Raw genomic sequence first — 19,427 nt, 5'->3', positions numbered from 1 at the left:
AGCTACCCACCCCCCCCCCCCCCCCCCCGGGGGGCACCCCCCACATTGGCTCGGGCCCGCGGGCCGCCGGGGCGGCCCCGGCCCCCCCCCCGCCCCCCCCCGGGACACTCGAGACCCGCCGCCGCCCGTTTGGCAGCGCCGTGATCGCCGCGGCCGGGGTCCTCGGATGCATTGCGGTGCTGTCGCGCCCGGGTGCGACGGCGCTCGACACCATCCCCACCGTCGCGGGCGCCGCCTGCGGCGTGGCGACCCTTCGCTTGCTCATTCGTCGATTCTGGCCCGAACCGGATGCCCCAGATGACACAGCCAGCCCCGACGAGCCGGACACCGGCAGACGCAGGTTAGTCGTGTTGGGAGTGCTCGGACTCGGAGCGGTCAGTGCGGTTGCGGGCGCGGTCATCACGCGGTTGGTGCATTCGGTGGCAGCTGACCGCACCACCTTCGCATTTCCCCGACCGCGCGTACCGTCACCACCGATACCCGCCGACGTGCAACCGAACGGTGTTGCGCTGCCCAGCTTTATCACCGCCAGCGCCGACTTCTACCGGGTGGACACCGCGCTCATCGTTCCCCAACTCAGCCACGGCGACTGGCGGCTGCACATCCACGGCATGGTGGACCACGCAGCGACCTACACCTTCGACGACCTCGCCCGCTTCGACGTCGTCGAAACGGTGACCACGTTGACCTGCGTGTCGAATCCCGTTGGGGGCAACCTGATTTCGACGGGAGTGTGGACGGGCTACCGGGTGGCCGACCTGCTGGCGGCGGCCGGGGTGCACGCGGACGCCGATATGGTGCTCTCGACGTCGATCGACGGATTCACCGCGGGCACACCGGTGCAGGCGCTCACCGACGGCCGCACCGCGCTGTTGGCGGTCGGCCTCAACGGTCAGCCGCTGCCGATCGAGCATGGCTACCCGGCCCGGCTGGTGGTACCCGGGCTCTACGGGTACGTATCGGCCACCAAGTGGGTCGTCGAGATGGAGCTCACCCGCTTCGACAAAGCGCAGGCGTACTGGACGCGGCAGGGCTGGGCACCGCGCGCACCCATCAAGACCGAGTCGCGGATCGACGTGCCGAAAGACGGCCAGAAGGTGCCGATGGGGCCCGTGGTTTTCGGCGGTGTTGCGTGGGCGCAGAATCGCGGGGTGCGGGCCGTGGAGGTCCGCATCGACGACGGCCCATGGCAACCCGCGCAACAGGGCACGAGCTATTCCAACGACACGTGGCGGCTGTGGAGCTTTCCCTGGCAGGCGAAAAGCCTTGGGAGACACACCATCACCGTGCGCGCCACCGACAACACCGGAGCTACCCAGACGGCGGATCGGGTTAGTCCCGTCCCGGACGGCGCCACCGGCTGGCACACGGTGAATTTCACCGTGGCGGCGGCGTGAGCGTTACTTCGACGAGAGTTTCCGCCAGCTGAACAACGCGATCACGAGTCCGACCAGCGCGGTGATCGGACCGATGATGGACCAGGTCGTGGTGTTGCTCATGGGGCTACCACCAAGCACTCCGAATCCCTGCAGCGCCCAGATCAGCCCGAACAGCGCGACGACCAACCCAAACGCGAACGTGGCGACGAAAGTCCTTCTCATATATGGATGCAAAGCCCAGGTATCAAGGACCCGCGAAGTCACCGACGGCCGTCATCTTGTTGCCATCCGAGGCGGTGGCGAAGCCGGCCGCGGTGAACGCGCAGTTCAGGATGATCGCTCGGTGCGCGGGACTTTGCATCCACATGTCCAACGCCAGGTTCGGGTTCGCAGCGGATCCGGTGCCCCAGTAGACGATCTCACCGGTGTAGGTGGGCCGGTAGCCCGCATCGGTGATACGCACCTGCGGTGACGAGCCGTCGGAACCGATATGGCCGCCCACACCGGTTTTCAGCATGTCGTCGGCGTGCCGCTGCGCCGCGACCGTCAAGCGCGGGTCATCACCGAGCGCCCCGCATGTGTCGCGAACCCGGCTGACGCCGCTGTACACCGCGGCCCCCGAGTCGTCCGCGCGCGCGGCGGAACCAGCAACTGTGCCGAGCGCCGTAGTGCAGACAGTGCAGATCGAGAAGGCGGCGACGATCGTGACTTTCCTCGTCATGTTGCCTCTTGCCACGCGCTCGCATCGTTATTTAGCAAACAAATGCTATCCATTTTCGACAATGAAATGTCGAGAATCGGCGCGAAGTTTCGAGAGGGCGCTTTCAGCGCGCGCCGACGAAATCCCGGAACTTCTGCGGTACCGCGGATGCCTCGACCTTCGTCAGGAAGTCGGGCGTCGTGATGGCGCTGTAGGTTTCCTCGCCGACGATGAAACCCTCGGCATCGAACGGCCACACGATCAGCATGCGCAACCTCAGGACGTAGAAGCCCTCTTGATCGTCGACGGGAAAGCCCCTCGATGCCGCGTCAGCGCCGTAGTAGAGGGAGCGGAAACAGCCTTCGGTGACGATCGTGTCGTCGTCGACGACGATTCGGTCCATATCGAACTCGAGGAGCCACTGGCCGCCTGTGACGATCGTGTCCTCGTAGAAGGTCCGAACCGCTTGTCGCCCCACCGGGCTCATGTCCGCGGGCGCACCCCACGCGACGTAACGTGGGTTCGGGGCCAACGTTGACATGACGCGGTCGAGATCCTGCTCGGCCTCGCCCTTCGCGTGATCCAGCAGCCGGTTGAGCATCAGGAGATGCCGTGGATTGGTCGTCTTGGCGATCCGCTCTTCGATAAGCCGGAAAGTCTTGGTCGGATCGATGAGGTCGGTCATGTCGTTCCTTCCCGCGGGCCGCCTGCCGAATTTTTCCACGCCGGCGCCAGACGCTGGGGCTTCCGTCCCACTGGACGGTCGCACGGCGCTCGAGTGTGCGCTGAGGGCGACCTAGACGCACATCCGAGACCTAGGTCGCACACCCGAACGGACCCTTACCAGACGGATAGGAAACCCTTCCCTTTCGGGAGTGGAATCTGGCTTTGCGGGTGATTACCAAACCATCGCGCATCGCCGAGCATTTCAGTCATGACATTGATGACCGCACCGCCCAACACCGACATCCTCAGCGACGCCGAACTGGCCCGCGCTGCCGCAGCCGGCGATCGTGCGGCGTTGGCGGGCCTCTACAACCGCTACGCCGGACCGCTGCATGCCTATTGCGCCGGGATGGTGCGCGATCAGCACACGGCCTCCGACTGCGTCCAAGAGGTCTTCTGCATCGCCGCGGCAGAGTTGCCGAAGCTGCGTGACGCGGAGAAGCTGCGGCCGTGGCTCTACGCCATCGCCCGCCGCAGGGCGCTGCGGGTGTTGTCCGAACGCCGCCGCGAACGCGCGTTCGACGAGTTGCCGGACAACGCGGCGACCGGCCCGGGGCCATTTACGTTGACGGCCCAGAATGAGCTCGCTCAACTCGTCGCGCGTGCGGCCGAGGGTCTGTCAGAGCGCGACCGCCACGTGCTGGAGCTTGTCTACCGCCGCGGGATGACCGGCATCGACCTCGCGCACACGCTGGGCATCAGCTACGACTCGGCCAAGAAACTTCTGCAGCGGCTGCGCGACACCGTCGAACGCTCATTGGGTGCGCTTTTGGTAGCCCGGCGCGCCACCCAGAACGGGTGCCCGCAGCTCGCCGCGGACCTGGCCGGGTGGGACCAACAGTTCACGGTCCTGATGCGGAAACGCATTGCGCGCCATATCGACTCGTGCGACACATGCGACGAATACCGCCGCCGCGTCCTCAACGCCGTCGCCATGCTCGGCGGCGGGGTGCTCGAAAACGTGTCCTCATGACGACGCGGCCCGACAACCCGACCGACGGCTCACTACCGCTGCGGACGGCGATCACGCAACATGGCCCGGTTGACGGCCCCGAGCCGGACGGCCGCGTTGGCCAGCCGGACTCGGCGGTCCCCTTCTGCGTGGATCCCGAATTTGTCGTACAGGTGCTGCAGATGCTGTTTGACCGCTGCCTCGGTCACATATAGCTCCTGGGCGATCCGACGGACCGACGCAGGCTCGGGAAACGGGTCGTCGGTGACGAAGGGACGACACAGGACCTTGAGGACCTCGAGTTCGCGCGGCGTCATCCGCGGCGGTCGCAGGATGGATTTACCGGTTTCCGTTTCTTGATCATGCGGTGCTTCGTCGGCTTCGGCGCCCATCCAGAAGACCAACCGCGAACTGCCGAGCCGAAGTTCGTCGCCCGACCGCAGGATGCGTTCCGCGGCGATCTTTTCGCCGTTGACGTAGGTGCCGTTGCGGCTACCCAGGTCCCGCACGGACCAGGCCTGCCCGAAATTCTCCAGGACGGCGTGTACGCGTGACACCGTCGCGTCGTGTTCGAGCACCACGGCGTTGGTTAAGGCCTTGCCGAGGGTCACTCGTTGACCGCTCAGCGCGATGAGCTCCCGTCCGGATGGTTTCCAGACCTCCAAATGGGAAGACATACAGACCTCCTATCAGCCCATTCTGACGCTCACGAGCTCGCTCATGCGCTAAGGGCGCCAAAATGGCCCAATCCGCGCCTTGGACGACCACGCAAAGCCCAGGCCTCGACGCCCGCGGCGGCAACTTTGCATTGATTGCATAGATAGCATTGACAGCGGGCAAAAACCGACCATAGTCATCAGGTATGGCGCTGCTGCCAGACCCAGATCCACGGCGGCGACAGCACGTGGTGATCTCGGTCGACGACCACGTCATCGAGCCACCCGACATGTTCGTGGGCCGGCTTCCCGCCGCGTTGGCCGACCGCGCACCGCAAGTCGTCGAGACCGACGACGGGCGCCAGGTGTGGCGCTACGAGGACCGCGAGTACCCGAACATCGGGCTCAACGCGGTGATCGGGCGACCACACGAGGAGTGGAGCATGGAGGCCGCACGCTTCGACGAGATGCGGCGCGGCTGTTGGGATATCGACGCCCGCATCGCCGACATGGACCTCGCGGGCATCTGGGCGTCGTTGAACTTCCCGTCCCTGATCGCCGGTTTCGCCGGAACCGTGTTCTGGAAGAGCGACGATCTGGAGCTGGGGCTGGCGACGCTGCGGGCCTGGAATGACTGGCACCTCGAGGTGTGGGCCGGCAGCTACCCGGAACGGATCATCCCGCTGCAGCTGCCGTGGCTCGCCGACCCGCAGCTGGCGCCCGAGGAGATACGACGCAACGCCGCGCGCGGCTTCAAGGCGGTGAGCTTCCCCGAGCTGCCCGCGCAATGCGGCCTCCCCAGCCTGCACAGCGGCGTCTGGGATCCCTTCTTCGCCGCCTGCGAGGAGACGAACACGGTCGTGTGCCTGCATACGGGTTCCGCACAATGGGCGCCGATTCCCGCCCCGGACACCCCGTTCGAGACGATCACCACGCTCTTCCCGGTCAACGGCCTGGTCGCCTGCGCCGACATGCTCTGGTCCGGCATCCCGGTGCGGTATCCGCGACTGAACTTCACGCTGGCCGAGGGCGGGCTGGGCTGGGCGGCCATGCTCGGCGACCGGGCCGATTACGTTCTGGCGCACTCGGCTTCGGGACATGAGGGCGGCGCGTGGCAGGGCGACCTGCTGCCCAGCGAGGTGCTGCGCCGCAACTTCTGGTTCTGCTCGATCGACGACCCGCACGCGTTCGGCGCGCTGGACGCGATCGGAACCGAGCGGATCCTCGTCGAGAGCGACTATCCGCACGCCGACTCCACCTGGCCCGACACGCAACAAGTCGTGGCGCGCAACGTCGCCGGCCTTTCGGCGGACGACGCGGCCCGGATCACCCATCGCAACGCGGCACAGCTGTTCCGCCACCCGCTTCCCGACGACGGGTGGCTGGCCGCGGCAGTGTAGGAGGCTCCCAATGCTGGACCTGTTGATACGCGACGTCGAGATCGTCGACGGCACCGGCGCACCCGCCCGCCACGGCGACGTCGGCGTGAGCAATGGCCGGATCGTCGCGGTCGGTGAGGTCGATGATCTGGCAGCGAAAACCGTTGACGCCCAAGGGCAGACGCTGGCGCCGGGCTTCGTCGACCTGCACACCCACTACGACGCGCAGCTGTTCTGGGACCCGACCGCGAGCCCGTCGGTGCAGCACGGGGTCACCACGGTCTTCGGCGGCAACTGCGGATTCACGCTGGCGCCCGCGGCATCCGACCAGCACGACTACCTCACCCGCATGCTCGCGCGGGTGGAGGGGATGCCGTTGGACGCGCTGCGGACCGGACTCGACTGGGGATGGGCATCTTTCGGCGACTGGCTGAACCGCCTCGAGGGCGGCATCGCCGTCAACGCCGGCTTCCTGGTCGGTCACTCGGCGCTGCGGCTGGCGGCGATGGGCGACGACGCCTTAAGCGGCGAGGCGACGCCCGAGCAGATCGAGAACATGGTCGCGGTCCTGCACGACGCGCTCGCCGCCGGGGCGCTCGGACTATCCACGAGCCAGTCGCCGACCCACAACGACGGCTCCGGCCAGCCGGTGCCGTCGCGTGGTGCGTCGCGCGACGAGCTGGTAGCGCTGGCGGCCGGTCTGCGCGACCATCCGGGCACCACGCTCGAGGCCATCATCGCCGGCTGCCTGTCCGGCTTCACCGACGAGGACATCGCGCTGCTCACCGACATGTCGAAAGCCGCCGACCGGCCGCTGAATTGGAACCTGCTGGGCGTGTCGGCGGCGAACCCGGACGGGCACGAGAGGCAGTTGCGGGCCTACGAGGCCGCGGCTCAACGCGGCGGCCGGGTGGTGGCGCTGACCCTGCCGCAAGCGATGAAGATCCGGCTGTCGTTCCTGTCCGGCTTCGTGCTCGACGGGCTGCCGGGCTGGCGCGACACGATGCATCTGCCCGTGCCGGAACGCCTTGCCGCACTTGCCGATCCGCAGGTGCGTCGCCGGCTGGCCGACGGCGCCGCATCGAAGGAGGCGGGCATGCTGCGCGGCCTGGCCCAATGGGATCGGCTGATCATCGTCGAGACGTTCGCCCCCGAGAACGCCGATGCGACGGGTCGCAGTGTCGGCGAGGTGGCCGCGGCTCGCAGTGGTGAGCCCTTCGACACGTTGCTGGACATCGTGATCGCCGACGAGCTGCGCACCGGGCTCAGCCCGCCGCTGACTGGCGACGACAGCGCGGACTGGCGCTTGCGGGCCGAGGTGTGGCGCCACCCGGGCGCGGTGATCGGCGGCTCGGACGCCGGAGCCCACCTGGACATGATGTGCGGGGCGATCTACACCACGGCGTTGCTGGGCCGCGGCGTCCGCGAGCATCAGGTAGTGACGCTCGAGGAAGCCGTTCGGTTGATCACCGACGTGCCGGCCCGGTTCTACGGGCTGACCGAACGCGGCCGCATCGCGCCCGGCTGGCACGCCGACCTGGTGATGTTCGATCCCGCGACCATCGACCACGGCCCCGAGCGCACGCGCTACGACCTGCCCTCGGGCGCGCCCCGGCTGGTGGCCGACGCCCACGGCATCACCTCGGTACTCGTCGGCGGTGTGGAGGTATGCCACGACAGCGCCGCCACCGGCGCCATGCCCGGCACGGTGCTGCGCTCCGGACGTGACACCCAGACGGTCACGGCGTCATGAGCCACGTGACCGACGAATTCGACCCGGCCGAGCTGCAAACCGGGCTGCTCATGCAGGTTGAAAACGTGCACGAGCGGCTGCGCGAGGCCCGTGAGCGGCACCGCGTGATGTGCGGAAATCCGTTCGGGGAGACCAGTTCCGGGCAGGTTGGCGAGCTCGGAGTCACCGTGCTCGGCTACGACGAATGCCAGACCGTGCTCACGCATCCCGACACCTTCTCGTCGTCGATCTACGACCAGATCATGGGCCCGGTCATGGGCCGCACCCTGCTCGAACTCGAAGGAGCCGAGCATCGGGCCAGCCGGGCCCTGGTTTCGCCGTCGTTCCGCACGGTGTTGCTGGAGCGGTGGCGCGGCGAGCTGGTGGAGGTGGTGGTCCACGAGCTGATCGACCGGTTCGCGCCGCGCGGGCGGGCCGAGCTGGCCCGCGAATTCACCTTCGCGTTTCCCGTCCAGGTCATCGCCCGGATCATGGGGCTGCCGCGGGAGGACTATCTGCGCTTTCAGCGACTGTCGATCGAGTTGCTCAATGTTGTCTACGACTGGGATCGGGGCGTCGCCGCGTCCGCTGCGCTGAAGGCCTATTTCGCGGAGGTCCTCGCCGAGCGCCGGCGCCGCCCACAGGACGATCTGATCAGCACGCTGGCGGAGTCGGAGATCGACGGCACGCGCCTCACCGACGACGAGATCTTCGCGTTCTTGCTGCTGATCCTGCCCGCGGGCGTCGAGACCACCTACCGGGCGTCGGGCAACCTGCTGGTCGCGCTGCTCACGCAGCCGGCGCTGCTGGATGCGCTGCGTGCGGACCGCGGCATGCTCCGCGGCGCCTTCGAGGAAGCGTTGCGCTGGGAGCCACCGATCACCACGGTGGTGCGGCGAGCGGTCCGCGACTGCGAGCTGGGCGGGGTCGCGATCCCGGCGGGCACGCACGTCAGCGTCAGCGTCGCGGCCGCCAATCGGGACCCTGCGCGCTACCCGGACCCGGACCGATTCGATCCCACCCGCAGGAACATCGCCCACCTGACGTTCGGCGGCGGCCCGCATCTCTGCCTGGGCATGCACCTCGCGCGGATGGAAGCGATCGTGGCTATCGACGCGCTGCTGAATCGGCTGCCGGACTTGCGGCTGGACTCCTCCGCTCCGACACCACACATCGTGGGCGTGGCGTTCCGATCGCCGGCGACACTGCCCGCCGAGTTCACGCCCGCCTAGCGCCGCCTATTTGCGCGCCAGCGCGTGCCACGCCATGTCGGCGATGGCCTCGCAATAGCGGTCGTCGACGGGCACGTCGGAGTAGAGGACACGAACATTGAGCGGCGCCATCACGATCTGCACCGCGGCCAGCGTGTTGACGCCCTCGCGCAATTCACCGCGTTCCCTGGCACGGTCAATGACCGTGCGGCCGAGTGCAAAACGCGCCCGCCACAACATCCTTCGGGTCTCCTCGTCGTGATGTCCACCATGGTCCATGGCCAAGGCCCGCAGAAACGTGCGGCCCTGCTCGGTGTTGATCCGATCGGTCAGCTTCCGGGCCAACATCAGCAGGTCTCCGCGCAGCGAGCCGGTGTCCGGCACCGAACTGAAGGTCTCCGCATCGGCAAGGGCCGCATCGACGATCAGTCGTTGCCGGTCGCCCCAGTAGCGCTGGATCATTGCGGGATCGAGGTGGTGACGCTCGGCCATGGCCTCGATGCTGAACCGCTCGACACCCCAGCGGGCCAACTCGTCGAGCGCGGCCGGCATCACCCGCGCCCGGATGTCGGCCGGAACAGACTCATCGAGTGATCGAGACGGCTGCATCGATGTCTCCCTACCGCCTAAAGATAGCCGGTTTGGTTCACCAGCCGCACCGAAGAAGCGCCGTCGGAATAGAACTCGGCGATGCTCAGCGACGCGAGGTCGAGATGCAGCCGATACAGAATACCCGGCCCGGCGTCCAAAGCCAGACGCAGCAGCATCTTGATCGGCGTCACATGCGACACCACCAGCACCGTCGCGCCCTCGTGCGCCGCGACGATCCGGTCCCGAACCCGGCACACTCGATCCAGCACGCGGTCGAAGCTCTCGCCGTCTGGCGGCATCGTGCTGGTGTCACGCAACCAGCGGCGGTGCAGCTCCGGATCATGTTGGGAGGCCTCGGCGAAAGTCAGCCCCTCCCAGGCCCCGAAGTCGGTCTCGATCAAATCGTCGTCGACGGTGACATCCAGGCCCAGCGCTTTGGCGGCCGTCGCCGCCGTGTCGTAGGCGCGTTGCAGCGGGGACGATAGCACGGCGGCTATCCCGCCGCGCTCCGCCAAATATCGCGCCGCGGCCTGCGCCTGCCGCCGCCCCACCTCGGTCAGCGCCGGGTTGCCCCGGCCCGAATATCGGCGCTCCACCGACAGCTCGGTCTGCCCGTGCCGCAACAACAGCAGGCGGGTCGGGGTGCCGCGGGCGCCGGTCCACCCGGGCGCCGTCGACGCTTGGGCCGTAACGGTTTTCGCGGGTTCGACAACCGGCGGTTCCTCGGATTCGATGCCGGCCGCGGCGTCCATCGCCTCGTTGGCCAACCGATCCGCATGGGTGTTGCGGGCGCGCGGGACCCACGTGTAGCTGATCCGTCCGAACCGCGCTGCCAGCTGCCGGGCCTGGGCGTGCAGCTCGATGAGGTCGGGGTGCTTGACTTTCCACCGCCCCGACATCTGCTCGACCACCAGCTTGGAATCCATGAAGACGGCGGCCTCGGTGGCCCCCAGCTTCGCGGCGTCGTCCAAACCGGCTATCAGGGCCCGGTATTCGGCGACATTGTTGGTGGCCCGGCCGATGGCCTGCTTGGTCTCGGCAAGCACAGCCGAGCGGTCTTCGGCCAGCACCACCGCGCCGTATCCGGCCGGCCCGGGATTGCCACGCGACCCGCCGTCGGCTTCGATGACGACTTTCACTGCTCGAATCCCTTGACCCGCAACAGGATCGCACCGCATTCTGGGCACCGCACCAGTTCGTCCTCGGCGGCCGCCGAGATGCGCGACAGCTCACCGCGGCCGATCTCGATCCGGCACGCGCCGCAGCGGTGACCCAGCAACGGCCCGGCACCCGGCCCTCCCCCGGCACGCTGCCGCTCGTACAGCGCCGTCAGCGCGGGGTCCAGCGCCGCGGTCAACGTGTCGCGCCGCGACGAATGTTGCTGGCGGGCCTCGTCTATTTCGGCCAGCTCAGCATCCAGTTCCCGCTGGACGCTGACCAGGTCGGCCTGCAACGCCTCGATCGCCCGCTGCTCGGTGGCCAGCTGGGCCTGCAACTCCTCGCGGCGCTCCATCACCTCCAGCAGCGAATCCTCCAGGCTGGTCTGGCGCCGCACCAGCGTCTCCAGTTCGTGCTGCAGATCCGACAATTGCTTCGCATCGGCCGCACCCGATTTGAGCAATGCACGATCGCGGTCTTCGCGCTGGCGGACGGCGTCGATCTCGGACTCGAGTCGCGAGACCTGGGCGTCCAAGTCCTCCACGGCGATTCGGATAGCGGCCAGCCGGTCGCTGGCGGCCTCGTGCTCGGACTGCATCCGCGCGTACGCCTCCCGCTGCGGCAGATGCGACGCGCGGTGCGCAATCCGGGACAGCTCGGCGTCCAGCTTCGACAACTCGAGTAGCGAAAGCTGCTGCGCTACTTCGGCTTTCATGAACCATCTCCCCCAAGATTCCATGGGTCGGTGCGCAGGGTGCTGACCCGCACCGGCAACTCCGCACCGAAACGGCACCGCAGCAGGTCGGCGGCCTGCTCGCACCACGGGAATTCGCTGGCCCAATGCGCGACGTCGATCAGGGCTACGTCCGAGGCCCGGCGATGCTCGTCGGCCGGGTGATGCCGCAGGTCGGCGGTGACATAGGCCTGCACGCCCGCGTCCGCCGCGGTGGCCAGCAGCGAGTCCCCGGCGCCGCCGCACACGGCGACCCGCCTCACCGCCGTGTCGGGGTCCCCCGCGGCGCGCACACCCCAGGACGTCGACGGCAGCGCCGCGGCGACGCGGGAGACGAAGGCGCGCAACGGTTCCGGCCGTGGCAGCGTGCCGATGCGGCCCAACCCGGCGTCACTGGGCGGGGGCACCAGCGCGAAGATGTCGAACGCGGGCTCCTCGTACGGGTGGGCGGCGCGCATCGCCGCCAGCACCGCCGCCCGGGCGCGCGCGGGCGCGACGACCTCGAACCGGTCCTCCTCCACCCGCTCGACCGTGCCGACGCTGCCCACCGCGGGCGTCGCCCCCTCGTGCGGCAGGAACTGCCCGATGCCGCTGACGCTCCAGCTGCAGTGCGAGTAGTCGCCGATGTGGCCGGCGCCCGCGTCGAACACGGCCGCCCGCACCGCGTCCGCGTTCTCGCGCGGCACGTAGATGACCCACTTGTCGAGGTCGCCCGTCATGGGCAACGGCTCGAGCGCCGCCTCGACGGTGAGGCCGAGCGAGTCGGCCAGCGCGTCCGACACGCCCGGCGACGCCGAGTCGGCGTTGGTGTGCGCGGTGAACAGCGAACGCCCGCTTCGGATCAGCCGGTGCACGAGCGCGCCCTTCGGGGTGCTGGCCGCGACCGTATCCACCCCGCGCAGCAGGAGCGGGTGATGGGCCAGCAGCAGGCCGCCGTCGGGAACTTCGTCGACGACCTCTCGCGTGGCGTCGACGGCGACGGTCACCGAGTCCAGCGCGTCGTCGGGGTCGCCGCACACCAGGCCGACCGAATCCCACGGCTGGGCAAGCCGCGGCGGATAGGCCTCGTCCAGCACCTCGATGACATCGGCCAGCCGCACACTCACGGCCGCACCTCGTCGATCGTCTCGATCAACCGCGGCCATTCTGGACGCACCGCCGCCCGCAGATACTCCTCGCCCAGGCCCACGAAGGTGTCGCACCGGCGTATCGCAATCCCCTTGTGCTGCAAATGCTTTCGCACTGCGACTGCGTCCGGCCTACGGAACAGGACGAACGGCGCCCTGCCGTCGACCACCTCGGCACCCACCGACGCTAGACCGGCCACCATCTGCGAACGCAGCCGCGCCAGCCGCAGCGCATCGGCCGCCGCGTCGGCGACGGCTTCCGCGGCGCAACACGCCGCGATGGCGGTCAGCTGCAGCGTGCCCACCGGCCAGTGCGCACGCCGGGCGGTCAGCCGCGCCAACACATCCGGCGGACCGAGGGCGTATCCCACCCGCAATCCGGCCAGCGCCCAGGATTTGGTCAGGCTGCGCAGCACCACCACGTCGGGCAGCGCGTCGCCGGCCAGCGACTCCGGCTCACCCGGAACCGAGTCGGCGAACGCCTCGTCGACCACCAGAATGCGGCCGGGCCGGCGCAACGCCAGCAGCCGCTCGCGGGTGTGCAGCACCGAGGTGGGATTGGTCGGATTGCCCACCACCACCAGGTCGGCGTCGTCGGGCACGAATACCCCATCCAAACCGAACGGCGGCTCGAGCACGACGTGATGCACCGGCACCCCGGCGGCGGTCAGCGCCACCGCCGGCTCGGTGAACGACGGCGCGACGATCACCGCCCGCGCCGGACGCAGGTTGGGCAGCAACGCGAACCCCTCCGCCGCACCGGCCAGCGGCAGCACCTCGTCGCGCGCCCGGCCATGGCGCTCGGCGACGGCGTCTTGCGCCGCGTACAGGTCCTCGATGCCGGGATAGCGCGCCAGATCCGGCAGCCGCGCGGCAAGCCGCCCTATCAGCCATTCCGGCGGTTGCGCATGACGAACGTTGACGGCGAAATCCAGCATCCCCGGCGCGACGGCCTGATCACCGTGGTAGCGCCCGGCACCAAGCGGGCTCGGATCCAGACTCGCCATCAGTGAAACACTAGTGCGCCGCCACGGGAGCGTGGCGGGAACACCGTCACACCAGCACATGCCCATCTAGGACAATGGTGACGTGACAGGCACAGTCCCGGCCGATTGCACGGCGCCGCAGCTGGTGATCTTCGATCTCGACGGCACCCTCACCGATTCCGCCGAAGGGATCGTCGCGAGCTTCCTGCACGCGCTGAGCCACATCGGCGCCCCGGTGCCCGAGGGCGACCTGGCCGCGCAGATCGTCGGCCCGCCGATGGACGACACGTTCCGCGCGATGGAGCTCGGCGAGCACGCCGACGCGGCGATCGCGGCCTTCCGCGCCGAGTACGGCGCCCGGGGCTGGGCGATGAACACGTTGTTCGACGGGATTGCCACCCTGCTGGCTGATCTGCACGCCGCCGGTGTCCGGCTGGCGGTGGCCACCTCGAAGCTGGAACCGACGGCGCGACGCATCCTCGCCTATTTCGAGCTCGACCGGTATTTCGATGTCATCGCCGGGGCGAGTCCCGACGGATCGCGCAAGACCAAGGAGGAGGTGCTGGCGCACGCGCTGGAGCAGCTGCGGCCGCTGCCCGACCGGGTGCTGATGGTCGGCGACCGCAGCCACGACGTGGACGGCGCGGCCGCGCATGGGATCGACGCCGTGGTGGTGGGCTGGGGCTACGGGCGGGCGGACTTCGCGGAAACGGGCGCGCCCGCCGTCGGCGTGACGCATGCCGCCACCATCGCCGAACTGCGGAGGGCGTTGGGTGTCTAAACCGCTGCACGTCACCTTCGTCTGCACGGGCAACATCTGCCGCTCGCCGATGGCCGAGAAGATGTTCGCCGAGCAGTTGCGGCGGCGCGGTCTGGGCGACGCGGTGCGGGTGACGAGTGCGGGCACCGGCGACTGGCACATCGGCAGCTGCGCCGACGAGCGAGCCGCCCGGGTATTGCGCGCGCACGGCTATTCCACCGACCACTGCGCGGCCCAATTCGGCACCGATCATTCGGCGGCCGACCTGGTGGTGGCGCTGGGCCGCAACCATGTCTGGATGTTGCAGCAGCTGGGAGTCGAGGAGAGCCGGATCCGACTGCTGCGGTCGTTCGACCCGCGCTCGGGCGCCTATGTGCCCGACGTCGACGACCCCTACTACGGCGACCACGCGGACTTCGAAGAAGTCTTTGCCGTGATCGAGGCCGCCCTCCCCGGCCTACACGAGTGGGTCGACGAGCAACTGGCGCGAAACGGGCACGGTTGATGCCCCGCTTGGCGTTCTTGCTGCGGCCCGGCTGGATAGTGCTGGCGCTGGTCGTGATCGCCTTCACTTACTTGTGCTTCATGGTGCTCGCGCCGTGGCAGCTGGGGAAGAACACCCGCACGTCGCGGGAAAACCACCAAATCGAGTATTCCCTCAACACCGCCCCCGTTCCGCTGAAAACATTGTTACCGCAACAGGATTCGTCGGCCCCGGATGCACAATGGCGCAGGGTGACGGCAACCGGCCACTATCTGGCCGATGTTGCGGTGCTGGCCCGGCTGCGGGTCGTCGAGGCCGAGCAGGCGTTCGAGGTGCTGGTGCCGTTCGTCGTCGACGACGGACCCACCGTCCTGGTGGACCGCGGCTACGTGCGACCCGAGGAGGGTTCGCACGTGCCGCCGATCCCGCGGCCGCCGGCGGAGACCGTGAGCATCACGGCGCGCCTGCGCGATTCGGAGCCCCTCGTGCAGGGCAAAGACCCCTTCACCAGAGACGGCTTCCAGCAGGTGTATTCGATCAATACCCAACAGGTTTCGGCGCTGACCAAAGTCCCGCTGGCCGGCTCGTATCTTCAGTTGGTCGAAAACCAACCCGGCGGGCTCGGCGTGATCGGAGTGCCGCGCCTGGACGCAGGGCCGTTCCTGTCCTACGGCATTCAGTGGATTTTGTTCGGCATCCTGGCGCCGATCGGGCTGGGCTATTTCGCCTATTCCGAGATCCGGGCCCGCCGTGCGGAAAAGCACCAAGCGCCCGTCACTGAAACCTCCGAAAGCCCGACGACCGTCGAGGAGAAACTCGCCGACCGCTACGGCCGGCGGCGCTGAACGCTTTCAGTGTGCGCTGGGGGCGCCCTACGCGCACATTCGACGCCGCTGACGCACACCCAATGCGATCACCCCAGCGGCCGCGGCCACCTGCACTGCCCGAGACAGTGTGACCGCGCGCCGCAGGTCGGCGACAGTGGGCTGCGGGCCGTCGCCCAGGGTCGGGCGGATCTGCAGCTCATGGCGGTACTGGGTGGGCCCGCCGAGCCGCACGCGCAGCGCACCCGCAAACGCGGCCTCGACCACACCGGCGTTGGGGCTGGGATGACGGGCCGCGTCCCGCCGCCATGCCCGCAGCGCGCCCGCCGTCGACCCGCTGACCAGCGGCGCGCACAACGCCACCAGCGCGGCGGTCACCCGGGCCCCCACGTAGTTGGCGACGTCGTCCAAGCGCGCTGCGGCCCAACCGAACCGGATATAACGCGGGGAGCGGTGGCCGATCATCGAATCCAGGGTGTTGACGGCGCGGTACGCCAGCACCGCGGGCACGCCACCCGCCGTCGCCCACAGCAGCGGCGCCACCTGGGCGTCGGACGTGTTTTCCGCGATCGATTCCAGCGCCGCGCGCGTCAAGCCCGGGCCGTCCAGCGCCGCCGGATCGCGCCCGCACAGCGACGGCAACAATCGTCGCGCGCCCTCGACATCGCCGCGTTCCAGCAGCCGCGACATCGCCGTGCCGGTGCGCGCCAACGACGTGCCGCCCAGCGATATCCAAGTAGCCGCGGCGGTGGCGGCGATCGGCCACGGGCCGCCCAGGCGCACCGCGGCCCTCTCGACCGCCGCCCCGAGCAGCGTTGCGGCGCCGACCATCAGCCCCACGTGCATCGCGCCGGCGAGCTTGCCGTCGCGGTAGGTGAGTCCCTCCACCCGCGCGGCCGCCGTGCCGAACAGCGCGACCGGATGCCCCCGCTCCGGGTCGCTCAGCGCGAGGTCGGCCAGGTAGCCGGCCAGCACGCCGGCGACAGGGGTCCGAGTCGCAACCATTCCGGCAGCGTCTCACACGTGGTCTACTCGATTGCATGAGGCGAGTTCCGCGATGAAGCGGCCCGCGACCCGGATCGCCGACCTGCTGAATCCGGCGGCGATGCTGTTACCGGCCGCCAATGTGATCATGCAGCTGTCGCTGCCGGGCGTCGGTTACGGCGTGCTGGAAAGCCCGGTGGATAGCGGCAACGTCTACAAGCATCCGTTCAAGCGGGCCCGCACCACCGGCACCTACCTGGCGGTGGCGACCATCGGCACCGAGTCCGATCGGGCGCTGATCCGCGATGCCGTCGACGTCGCACACCGGCAGGTGCGGTCGACATCGTCAAGCCCGGTGTCCTACAACGCGTTTGACCCCAAGTTACAGCTGTGGGTGGCCGCGTGTCTGTACCGCTATTTCATCGACCAGCACGAGTTTCTGCACGGCCCGCTTGACCTTCATGATCCAGCCACCGCCGACGCCGTCTACCGCGACGCGAAACGGCTGGGCACCACGCTGCAGGTGCCCGAGCGCATGTGGCCGCCGGACCGGGTCGCGTTCGACGAGTACTGGAAACGCTCGCTCGACGAACTGCGCATCGACCCGCCGGTGCGCGAGCATCTGCTCGGGGTGGCGTCGATGGCATTCCTGCCGTGGCCGGTGCGGGCGCTGGCGGGGCCTCTCAATTTGTTCGCGACGACGGGATTTCTGGCCCCCGAGTTTCGGGCGATGATGAAGCTGGACTGGTCGGAGCGCCAGCAGCGCCGATTCGAATGGCTGCTGACAGCCCTACGGCTGGCCGACCGATTGATCCCGCACCGGGCGTGGATCTTTGGATACCAGCTCTACTTGCGGGACATGCGATCTCGCGCGCGACGCGGCCGGCGCATCGTCTAGGGCTAGAGTCAGCGCATGGCCTTCCCCGCACTCAACCACGTCGCGATCACGGTGCGCGACCTCGAAGTAAGCAGTCCCTGGTACCGCCGCCTTCTCGGCTCCGACCCCCTCACCGACGAGCACGACGACGCCGGCTACCGGCATCAGGTGTGGTTGCTCGACGGCGGCACGGGGTTCGGCCTCCACCAGCACGACCGCCCGGCCCCCGAGGAGAAGTTCAGCGAACATCGCGTCGGCCTCGACCATGTCGCCTTCGGCTGCGCCAATCGCTCCGAGCTGGAGAACTGGGTCACGCGGCTGGACGAGCTCGGGATCGAGCACGGCGGCATCGTGGACGCGGAGTACGGCTCGGGCCTGAGTTTCCGCGACCCCGACGGCATCGCATTGGAATTCTTCGCGCTTCCGGGGTGACCCGTCAGCGCACGGTCGCAAAGAACGCGCGCAGGTCGTCGACGAACAGCTCCGGTTGTTCGAACGCGGCGAAATGCCCGCCGCGCGGCATGTCCGTCCAGTGGGTGATGTTGTAGACCGGCTCGCACCAGCTTCGCGGCGCCTTGAGCAGCTCATGCGGGAAAGCCGCTACGCCGGTTGGCAATTCGACCCGATCTATCTGCCCCCAGACCCGAAAGCTCTCCCAATACAGCCGCGCCGAGGAGGCGGCGGTTTCGGTCACCCAGTACACCATCACGTTGTCGAGCAGCTCGTCGCGGCTGAACACATTCTCGGGATGCCCGTCGCAATCCGACCAGGCCCAAAACTTTTCGACGATCCACGCCAGTTGCCCCACCGGCGAATCGACCAACCCGTAGCCCAGCGTCTGCGGCCGGGTCGACTGCTGCTTGGAATAGCCGGTGCCCCACTTGCGGTGCTCCGCCAGCGCGGCCATCGCAGCCTGCTCCTCCTCGGTGGGGTTCGCCAGCGCTTCGGGCGTCGGCCTGCCAAGCGGCATGTTCAGGTGAATGGCCGAGCAATGTCCGCCGTTTCGGCCGATCTGGTTGGTGACGGCCGCGCCCCAGTCGCCGCCCTGGGCGCCGTAGCGGTCGTAGCCCAGGCTGCTCATCAGCGTCTCCCACGCCGCGGCGATCTTCTCCACACCCCATCCGGTGCGGGTGGGCTTACCGGAGAAGCCGTATCCCGGAAGTGACGGGCAAACAACATGAAAGGCGTCTTCGGCGCGTCCCGACGCTGGATTGGTCAGCGGCTCAATGACCTTGTGGAACTCCACAATTGAGCCCGGCCAGCCATGCGTGATCACCAGCGGGAAGGCGTTCTCGTGCGGCGATCGTTGGTGGATGAAATGGATGTCCAGCCCGTCGATCTCGGTCACGAACTGGTCGAATCGGTTGAGCGCGGCTTCCCGCGACCGCCAGTCGTATTCGTTGGCCCAGTAGCCGGCGAGCTCCCGGGTGTAGGCCAACGGAATGCCCTGGCTCCAGTCGTCGACGCACTCGGCTTCAGGCCAGCGGGTGCGCGCCAAACGGGATCGCAGGTCGTCGAGAACGTCATCGGAAACGTCGATGCGAAACGGCTTCACCCGTTCATAGTGCCGCCGGGTCCGAAAGCCGCGTCACGGACCCCGACATCTCGGCTCACGCCGGCCCCCAATGCGAGGGCCGCTCGTCGCGGTTCGCCTGCGGACCGGGCGATCGTGAGTTTAGGGTTGACAAATGAACTGGATGACGTTAATAGGCAACGCGCTCGTACCTCTTGCGTCCGTGACTTCGAGCGCCGCCGTCGCGATCTTTACGAAGCGCATCGATGCCAGGAACAAGGAAGAAGACCGCCGCCACGAACGTGTGCTCGACTTCGAGAAGCGTGCGGCCGATGACAAGAAGGCCGTGTTGAAGGCCCTGATCTCCGCGACCATATACGTCAAACGCGCGGCCCAATACGAGGGGACCGGCACCGCCGAGGAGGTCGCCAACCAGCGGCGCGCCGAGGCCATCCGAGAGCTCTATGACTTCCGCATGCGCCTGGGACTCGACGACGGGATAGCCGAGCTGTTGGTCTACGCCGCACCACCGGTGCGCGACCTGGTAAGTCTCCTACTCGATGAGTGGGATCGTCAGTTCCGCGAGCACGGCTACTCGTTGACCCAATTGGATTCGTGCAAGCGGCAATTGGCGGCGAGCACGGCCTGCCCCGCC

General features: G+C 68.4%; 21 protein-coding genes and 1 pseudogene. 11 read left to right on the top strand and 11 right to left on the bottom strand.

Annotated features, from left to right (window positions below; genetic code table 11):
• Positions 1-1,397 (top strand): molybdopterin-dependent oxidoreductase (locus tag A5744_RS03590; RefSeq protein ID WP_139331222.1); only part of this gene is annotated, 1,397 nt, incomplete at its 5' end.
• 3 nt (positions 1,398-1,400) lie between these two features.
• On the opposite strand, the gene A5744_RS03585 is transcribed toward A5744_RS03590, so the two are convergent.
• The 3 genes from A5744_RS03585 to A5744_RS03575 all read right to left on the bottom strand — a co-directional run bounded on the left by A5744_RS03585 (position 1,401) and on the right by A5744_RS03575 (position 2,764).
• Positions 1,401-1,601 carry a hypothetical protein gene (locus tag A5744_RS03585; RefSeq protein WP_076058474.1) on the bottom strand — a complete coding sequence of 67 codons (201 nt, stop codon included), beginning with the start codon at positions 1,599-1,601 and terminating at the stop codon, positions 1,401-1,403.
• A 22-nt stretch (positions 1,602-1,623) separates the two neighbouring features.
• Complete coding sequence (locus A5744_RS03580; RefSeq protein ID WP_170874415.1) at positions 1,624-2,100, bottom strand: CAP domain-containing protein; 477 nt, start codon at positions 2,098-2,100, stop codon at positions 1,624-1,626.
• 103 nt (positions 2,101-2,203) lie between these two features.
• Positions 2,204-2,764 (bottom strand): nuclear transport factor 2 family protein, encoded by a 561-nt coding sequence (locus A5744_RS03575; RefSeq protein WP_076058472.1) that lies wholly within the window; start codon positions 2,762-2,764, stop codon positions 2,204-2,206.
• Positions 2,765-3,013: 249 nt separating this feature from the next.
• On the opposite strand from A5744_RS03575, the gene A5744_RS03570 reads away from it, so the two are divergent.
• Entirely contained in the window at positions 3,014-3,778 is a 765-nt protein-coding gene (locus A5744_RS03570) for a sigma-70 family RNA polymerase sigma factor (protein ID WP_076058470.1), read from the top strand.
• A gap of 32 nt (positions 3,779-3,810) precedes the next feature.
• Here A5744_RS03570 and A5744_RS03565 read toward each other — a convergent pair whose 3' ends face one another.
• A complete protein-coding gene (locus A5744_RS03565; RefSeq protein ID WP_076058469.1) occupies positions 3,811-4,434 on the bottom strand; it encodes an FHA domain-containing protein in 624 nt (207 codons plus the stop codon).
• A gap of 185 nt (positions 4,435-4,619) precedes the next feature.
• On the opposite strand from A5744_RS03565, the gene A5744_RS03560 reads away from it, so the two are divergent.
• The 3 genes from A5744_RS03560 to A5744_RS03550 are packed head-to-tail and all read left to right on the top strand — an operon-like array spanning position 4,620 to position 8,756.
• The gene (locus A5744_RS03560; protein ID WP_076058467.1) at positions 4,620-5,813 is read left to right on the top strand and encodes an amidohydrolase family protein; all 1,194 of its coding nucleotides are present in this window, start codon (positions 4,620-4,622) and stop codon (positions 5,811-5,813) included.
• Between the two features lie 10 nt (positions 5,814-5,823).
• Positions 5,824-7,545 carry an amidohydrolase family protein gene (locus A5744_RS03555; protein ID WP_076058465.1) on the top strand — a complete coding sequence of 574 codons (1,722 nt, stop codon included), beginning with the start codon at positions 5,824-5,826 and terminating at the stop codon, positions 7,543-7,545.
• Positions 7,542-8,756 (top strand): cytochrome P450, encoded by a 1,215-nt coding sequence (locus tag A5744_RS03550; RefSeq protein WP_076058463.1) that lies wholly within the window; start codon positions 7,542-7,544, stop codon positions 8,754-8,756. The genes A5744_RS03555 and A5744_RS03550 overlap by 4 nt, the downstream gene beginning before the upstream one ends.
• Before the next feature lie 6 nt (positions 8,757-8,762).
• Here the strand turns inward: A5744_RS03550 and A5744_RS03545 are convergent, their stop codons facing one another.
• The 5 genes from A5744_RS03545 to cobC are packed head-to-tail and all read right to left on the bottom strand — an operon-like array spanning position 8,763 to position 13,351.
• Positions 8,763-9,344 (bottom strand): TetR/AcrR family transcriptional regulator C-terminal ligand-binding domain-containing protein, encoded by a 582-nt coding sequence (locus A5744_RS03545; RefSeq protein WP_076058461.1) that lies wholly within the window; start codon positions 9,342-9,344, stop codon positions 8,763-8,765.
• Between the two features lie 17 nt (positions 9,345-9,361).
• Complete coding sequence (locus A5744_RS03540; RefSeq protein WP_076058459.1) at positions 9,362-10,465, bottom strand: bifunctional RNase H/acid phosphatase; 1,104 nt, start codon at positions 10,463-10,465, stop codon at positions 9,362-9,364.
• On the bottom strand, positions 10,462-11,199 hold the full coding sequence (locus A5744_RS03535) for a zinc ribbon domain-containing protein (protein ID WP_076058457.1): 738 nt from the start codon (positions 11,197-11,199) through the stop codon (positions 10,462-10,464). Before A5744_RS03535 ends, A5744_RS03540 begins: the two co-directional genes overlap by 4 nt.
• Positions 11,196-12,323 (bottom strand): Nif3-like dinuclear metal center hexameric protein, encoded by a 1,128-nt coding sequence (locus A5744_RS03530; protein WP_076058455.1) that lies wholly within the window; start codon positions 12,321-12,323, stop codon positions 11,196-11,198. The genes A5744_RS03535 and A5744_RS03530 overlap by 4 nt, the downstream gene beginning before the upstream one ends.
• Positions 12,320-13,351 (bottom strand): Rv2231c family pyridoxal phosphate-dependent protein CobC, encoded by a 1,032-nt coding sequence (gene cobC / locus A5744_RS03525; protein WP_076058453.1) that lies wholly within the window; start codon positions 13,349-13,351, stop codon positions 12,320-12,322. Before cobC ends, A5744_RS03530 begins: the two co-directional genes overlap by 4 nt.
• Positions 13,352-13,433: 82 nt before the next feature.
• Here cobC and A5744_RS03520 point away from each other — a divergent pair, with 82 nt between their 5' ends.
• Genes A5744_RS03520 through A5744_RS03510 form a run of 3 tightly spaced genes read left to right on the top strand, consistent with a single transcriptional unit; the run spans position 13,434 to position 15,419 of the window.
• Positions 13,434-14,111, top strand: coding sequence for an HAD-IA family hydrolase (locus tag A5744_RS03520; protein ID WP_170874414.1), 678 nt, complete (start codon positions 13,434-13,436; stop codon positions 14,109-14,111).
• Positions 14,104-14,595: a low molecular weight protein-tyrosine-phosphatase gene (locus A5744_RS03515; protein WP_076115942.1), complete on the top strand. Its 492-nt coding sequence runs from the start codon at positions 14,104-14,106 to the stop codon at positions 14,593-14,595. Before A5744_RS03520 ends, A5744_RS03515 begins: the two co-directional genes overlap by 8 nt.
• Positions 14,595-15,419 (top strand): SURF1 family protein, encoded by an 825-nt coding sequence (locus tag A5744_RS03510; protein WP_076058400.1) that lies wholly within the window; start codon positions 14,595-14,597, stop codon positions 15,417-15,419. Before A5744_RS03515 ends, A5744_RS03510 begins: the two co-directional genes overlap by 1 nt.
• Before the next feature lie 27 nt (positions 15,420-15,446).
• Here A5744_RS03510 and A5744_RS03505 read toward each other — a convergent pair whose 3' ends face one another.
• Positions 15,447-16,403 (bottom strand): cobalamin biosynthesis protein, encoded by a 957-nt coding sequence (locus A5744_RS03505; RefSeq protein WP_076058399.1) that lies wholly within the window; start codon positions 16,401-16,403, stop codon positions 15,447-15,449.
• 52 nt (positions 16,404-16,455) lie between these two features.
• On the opposite strand from A5744_RS03505, the gene A5744_RS03500 reads away from it, so the two are divergent.
• Positions 16,456-17,280: an oxygenase MpaB family protein gene (locus A5744_RS03500; protein WP_076058397.1), complete on the top strand. Its 825-nt coding sequence runs from the start codon at positions 16,456-16,458 to the stop codon at positions 17,278-17,280.
• A gap of 15 nt (positions 17,281-17,295) precedes the next feature.
• Positions 17,296-17,691: a VOC family protein gene (locus tag A5744_RS03495; protein ID WP_076058396.1), complete on the top strand. Its 396-nt coding sequence runs from the start codon at positions 17,296-17,298 to the stop codon at positions 17,689-17,691.
• Positions 17,692-17,695: 4 nt separating this feature from the next.
• On the opposite strand, the gene A5744_RS03490 is transcribed toward A5744_RS03495, so the two are convergent.
• Positions 17,696-18,814 (bottom strand): epoxide hydrolase family protein, encoded by a 1,119-nt coding sequence (locus A5744_RS03490; protein ID WP_076058394.1) that lies wholly within the window; start codon positions 18,812-18,814, stop codon positions 17,696-17,698.
• Positions 18,815-18,995: 181 nt separating this feature from the next.
• On the opposite strand from A5744_RS03490, the pseudogene A5744_RS03485 reads away from it, so the two are divergent.
• Positions 18,996-19,427 (top strand): annotated as a pseudogene (locus A5744_RS03485) (hypothetical protein); the annotation flags it as partial.

This window comes from Mycobacterium sp. IS-1264, assembly GCF_001954195.1.
Taxonomy (GTDB): domain Bacteria; phylum Actinomycetota; class Actinomycetes; order Mycobacteriales; family Mycobacteriaceae; genus Mycobacterium.
Note: the sequence above shows the minus strand (reverse complement) of the source record. Positions and strands in the feature narration are given on the sequence as shown.

What these genes read in the sequence shown, in the direction of transcription:
- A5744_RS03565 (WP_076058469.1), bottom strand. Translation starts at nt 4,434, where the DNA reads ATGTCTTCCCATTTGGAGGTCTGGAAACCATCCGGACGGGAGCTCATC.
- A5744_RS03570 (WP_076058470.1), top strand. Translation starts at nt 3,014, where the DNA reads ATGACATTGATGACCGCACCGCCCAACACCGACATCCTCAGCGACGCC.
- A5744_RS03535 (WP_076058457.1), bottom strand. Translation starts at nt 11,199, where the DNA reads ATGAAAGCCGAAGTAGCGCAGCAGCTTTCGCTACTCGAGTTGTCGAAG.
- A5744_RS03495 (WP_076058396.1), top strand. Translation starts at nt 17,296, where the DNA reads ATGGCCTTCCCCGCACTCAACCACGTCGCGATCACGGTGCGCGACCTC.
- A5744_RS03580 (WP_170874415.1), bottom strand. Translation starts at nt 2,100, where the DNA reads ATGACGAGGAAAGTCACGATCGTCGCCGCCTTCTCGATCTGCACTGTC.
- cobC (WP_076058453.1), bottom strand. Translation starts at nt 13,351, where the DNA reads ATGGCGAGTCTGGATCCGAGCCCGCTTGGTGCCGGGCGCTACCACGGT.
- A5744_RS03560 (WP_076058467.1), top strand. Translation starts at nt 4,620, where the DNA reads ATGGCGCTGCTGCCAGACCCAGATCCACGGCGGCGACAGCACGTGGTG.
- A5744_RS03510 (WP_076058400.1), top strand. Translation starts at nt 14,595, where the DNA reads ATGCCCCGCTTGGCGTTCTTGCTGCGGCCCGGCTGGATAGTGCTGGCG.
- A5744_RS03505 (WP_076058399.1), bottom strand. Translation starts at nt 16,403, where the DNA reads ATGGTTGCGACTCGGACCCCTGTCGCCGGCGTGCTGGCCGGCTACCTG.
- A5744_RS03500 (WP_076058397.1), top strand. Translation starts at nt 16,456, where the DNA reads ATGAAGCGGCCCGCGACCCGGATCGCCGACCTGCTGAATCCGGCGGCG.
- A5744_RS03555 (WP_076058465.1), top strand. Translation starts at nt 5,824, where the DNA reads ATGCTGGACCTGTTGATACGCGACGTCGAGATCGTCGACGGCACCGGC.
- A5744_RS03550 (WP_076058463.1), top strand. Translation starts at nt 7,542, where the DNA reads ATGAGCCACGTGACCGACGAATTCGACCCGGCCGAGCTGCAAACCGGG.
- A5744_RS03545 (WP_076058461.1), bottom strand. Translation starts at nt 9,344, where the DNA reads ATGCAGCCGTCTCGATCACTCGATGAGTCTGTTCCGGCCGACATCCGG.
- A5744_RS03575 (WP_076058472.1), bottom strand. Translation starts at nt 2,764, where the DNA reads ATGACCGACCTCATCGATCCGACCAAGACTTTCCGGCTTATCGAAGAG.
- A5744_RS03585 (WP_076058474.1), bottom strand. Translation starts at nt 1,601, where the DNA reads ATGAGAAGGACTTTCGTCGCCACGTTCGCGTTTGGGTTGGTCGTCGCG.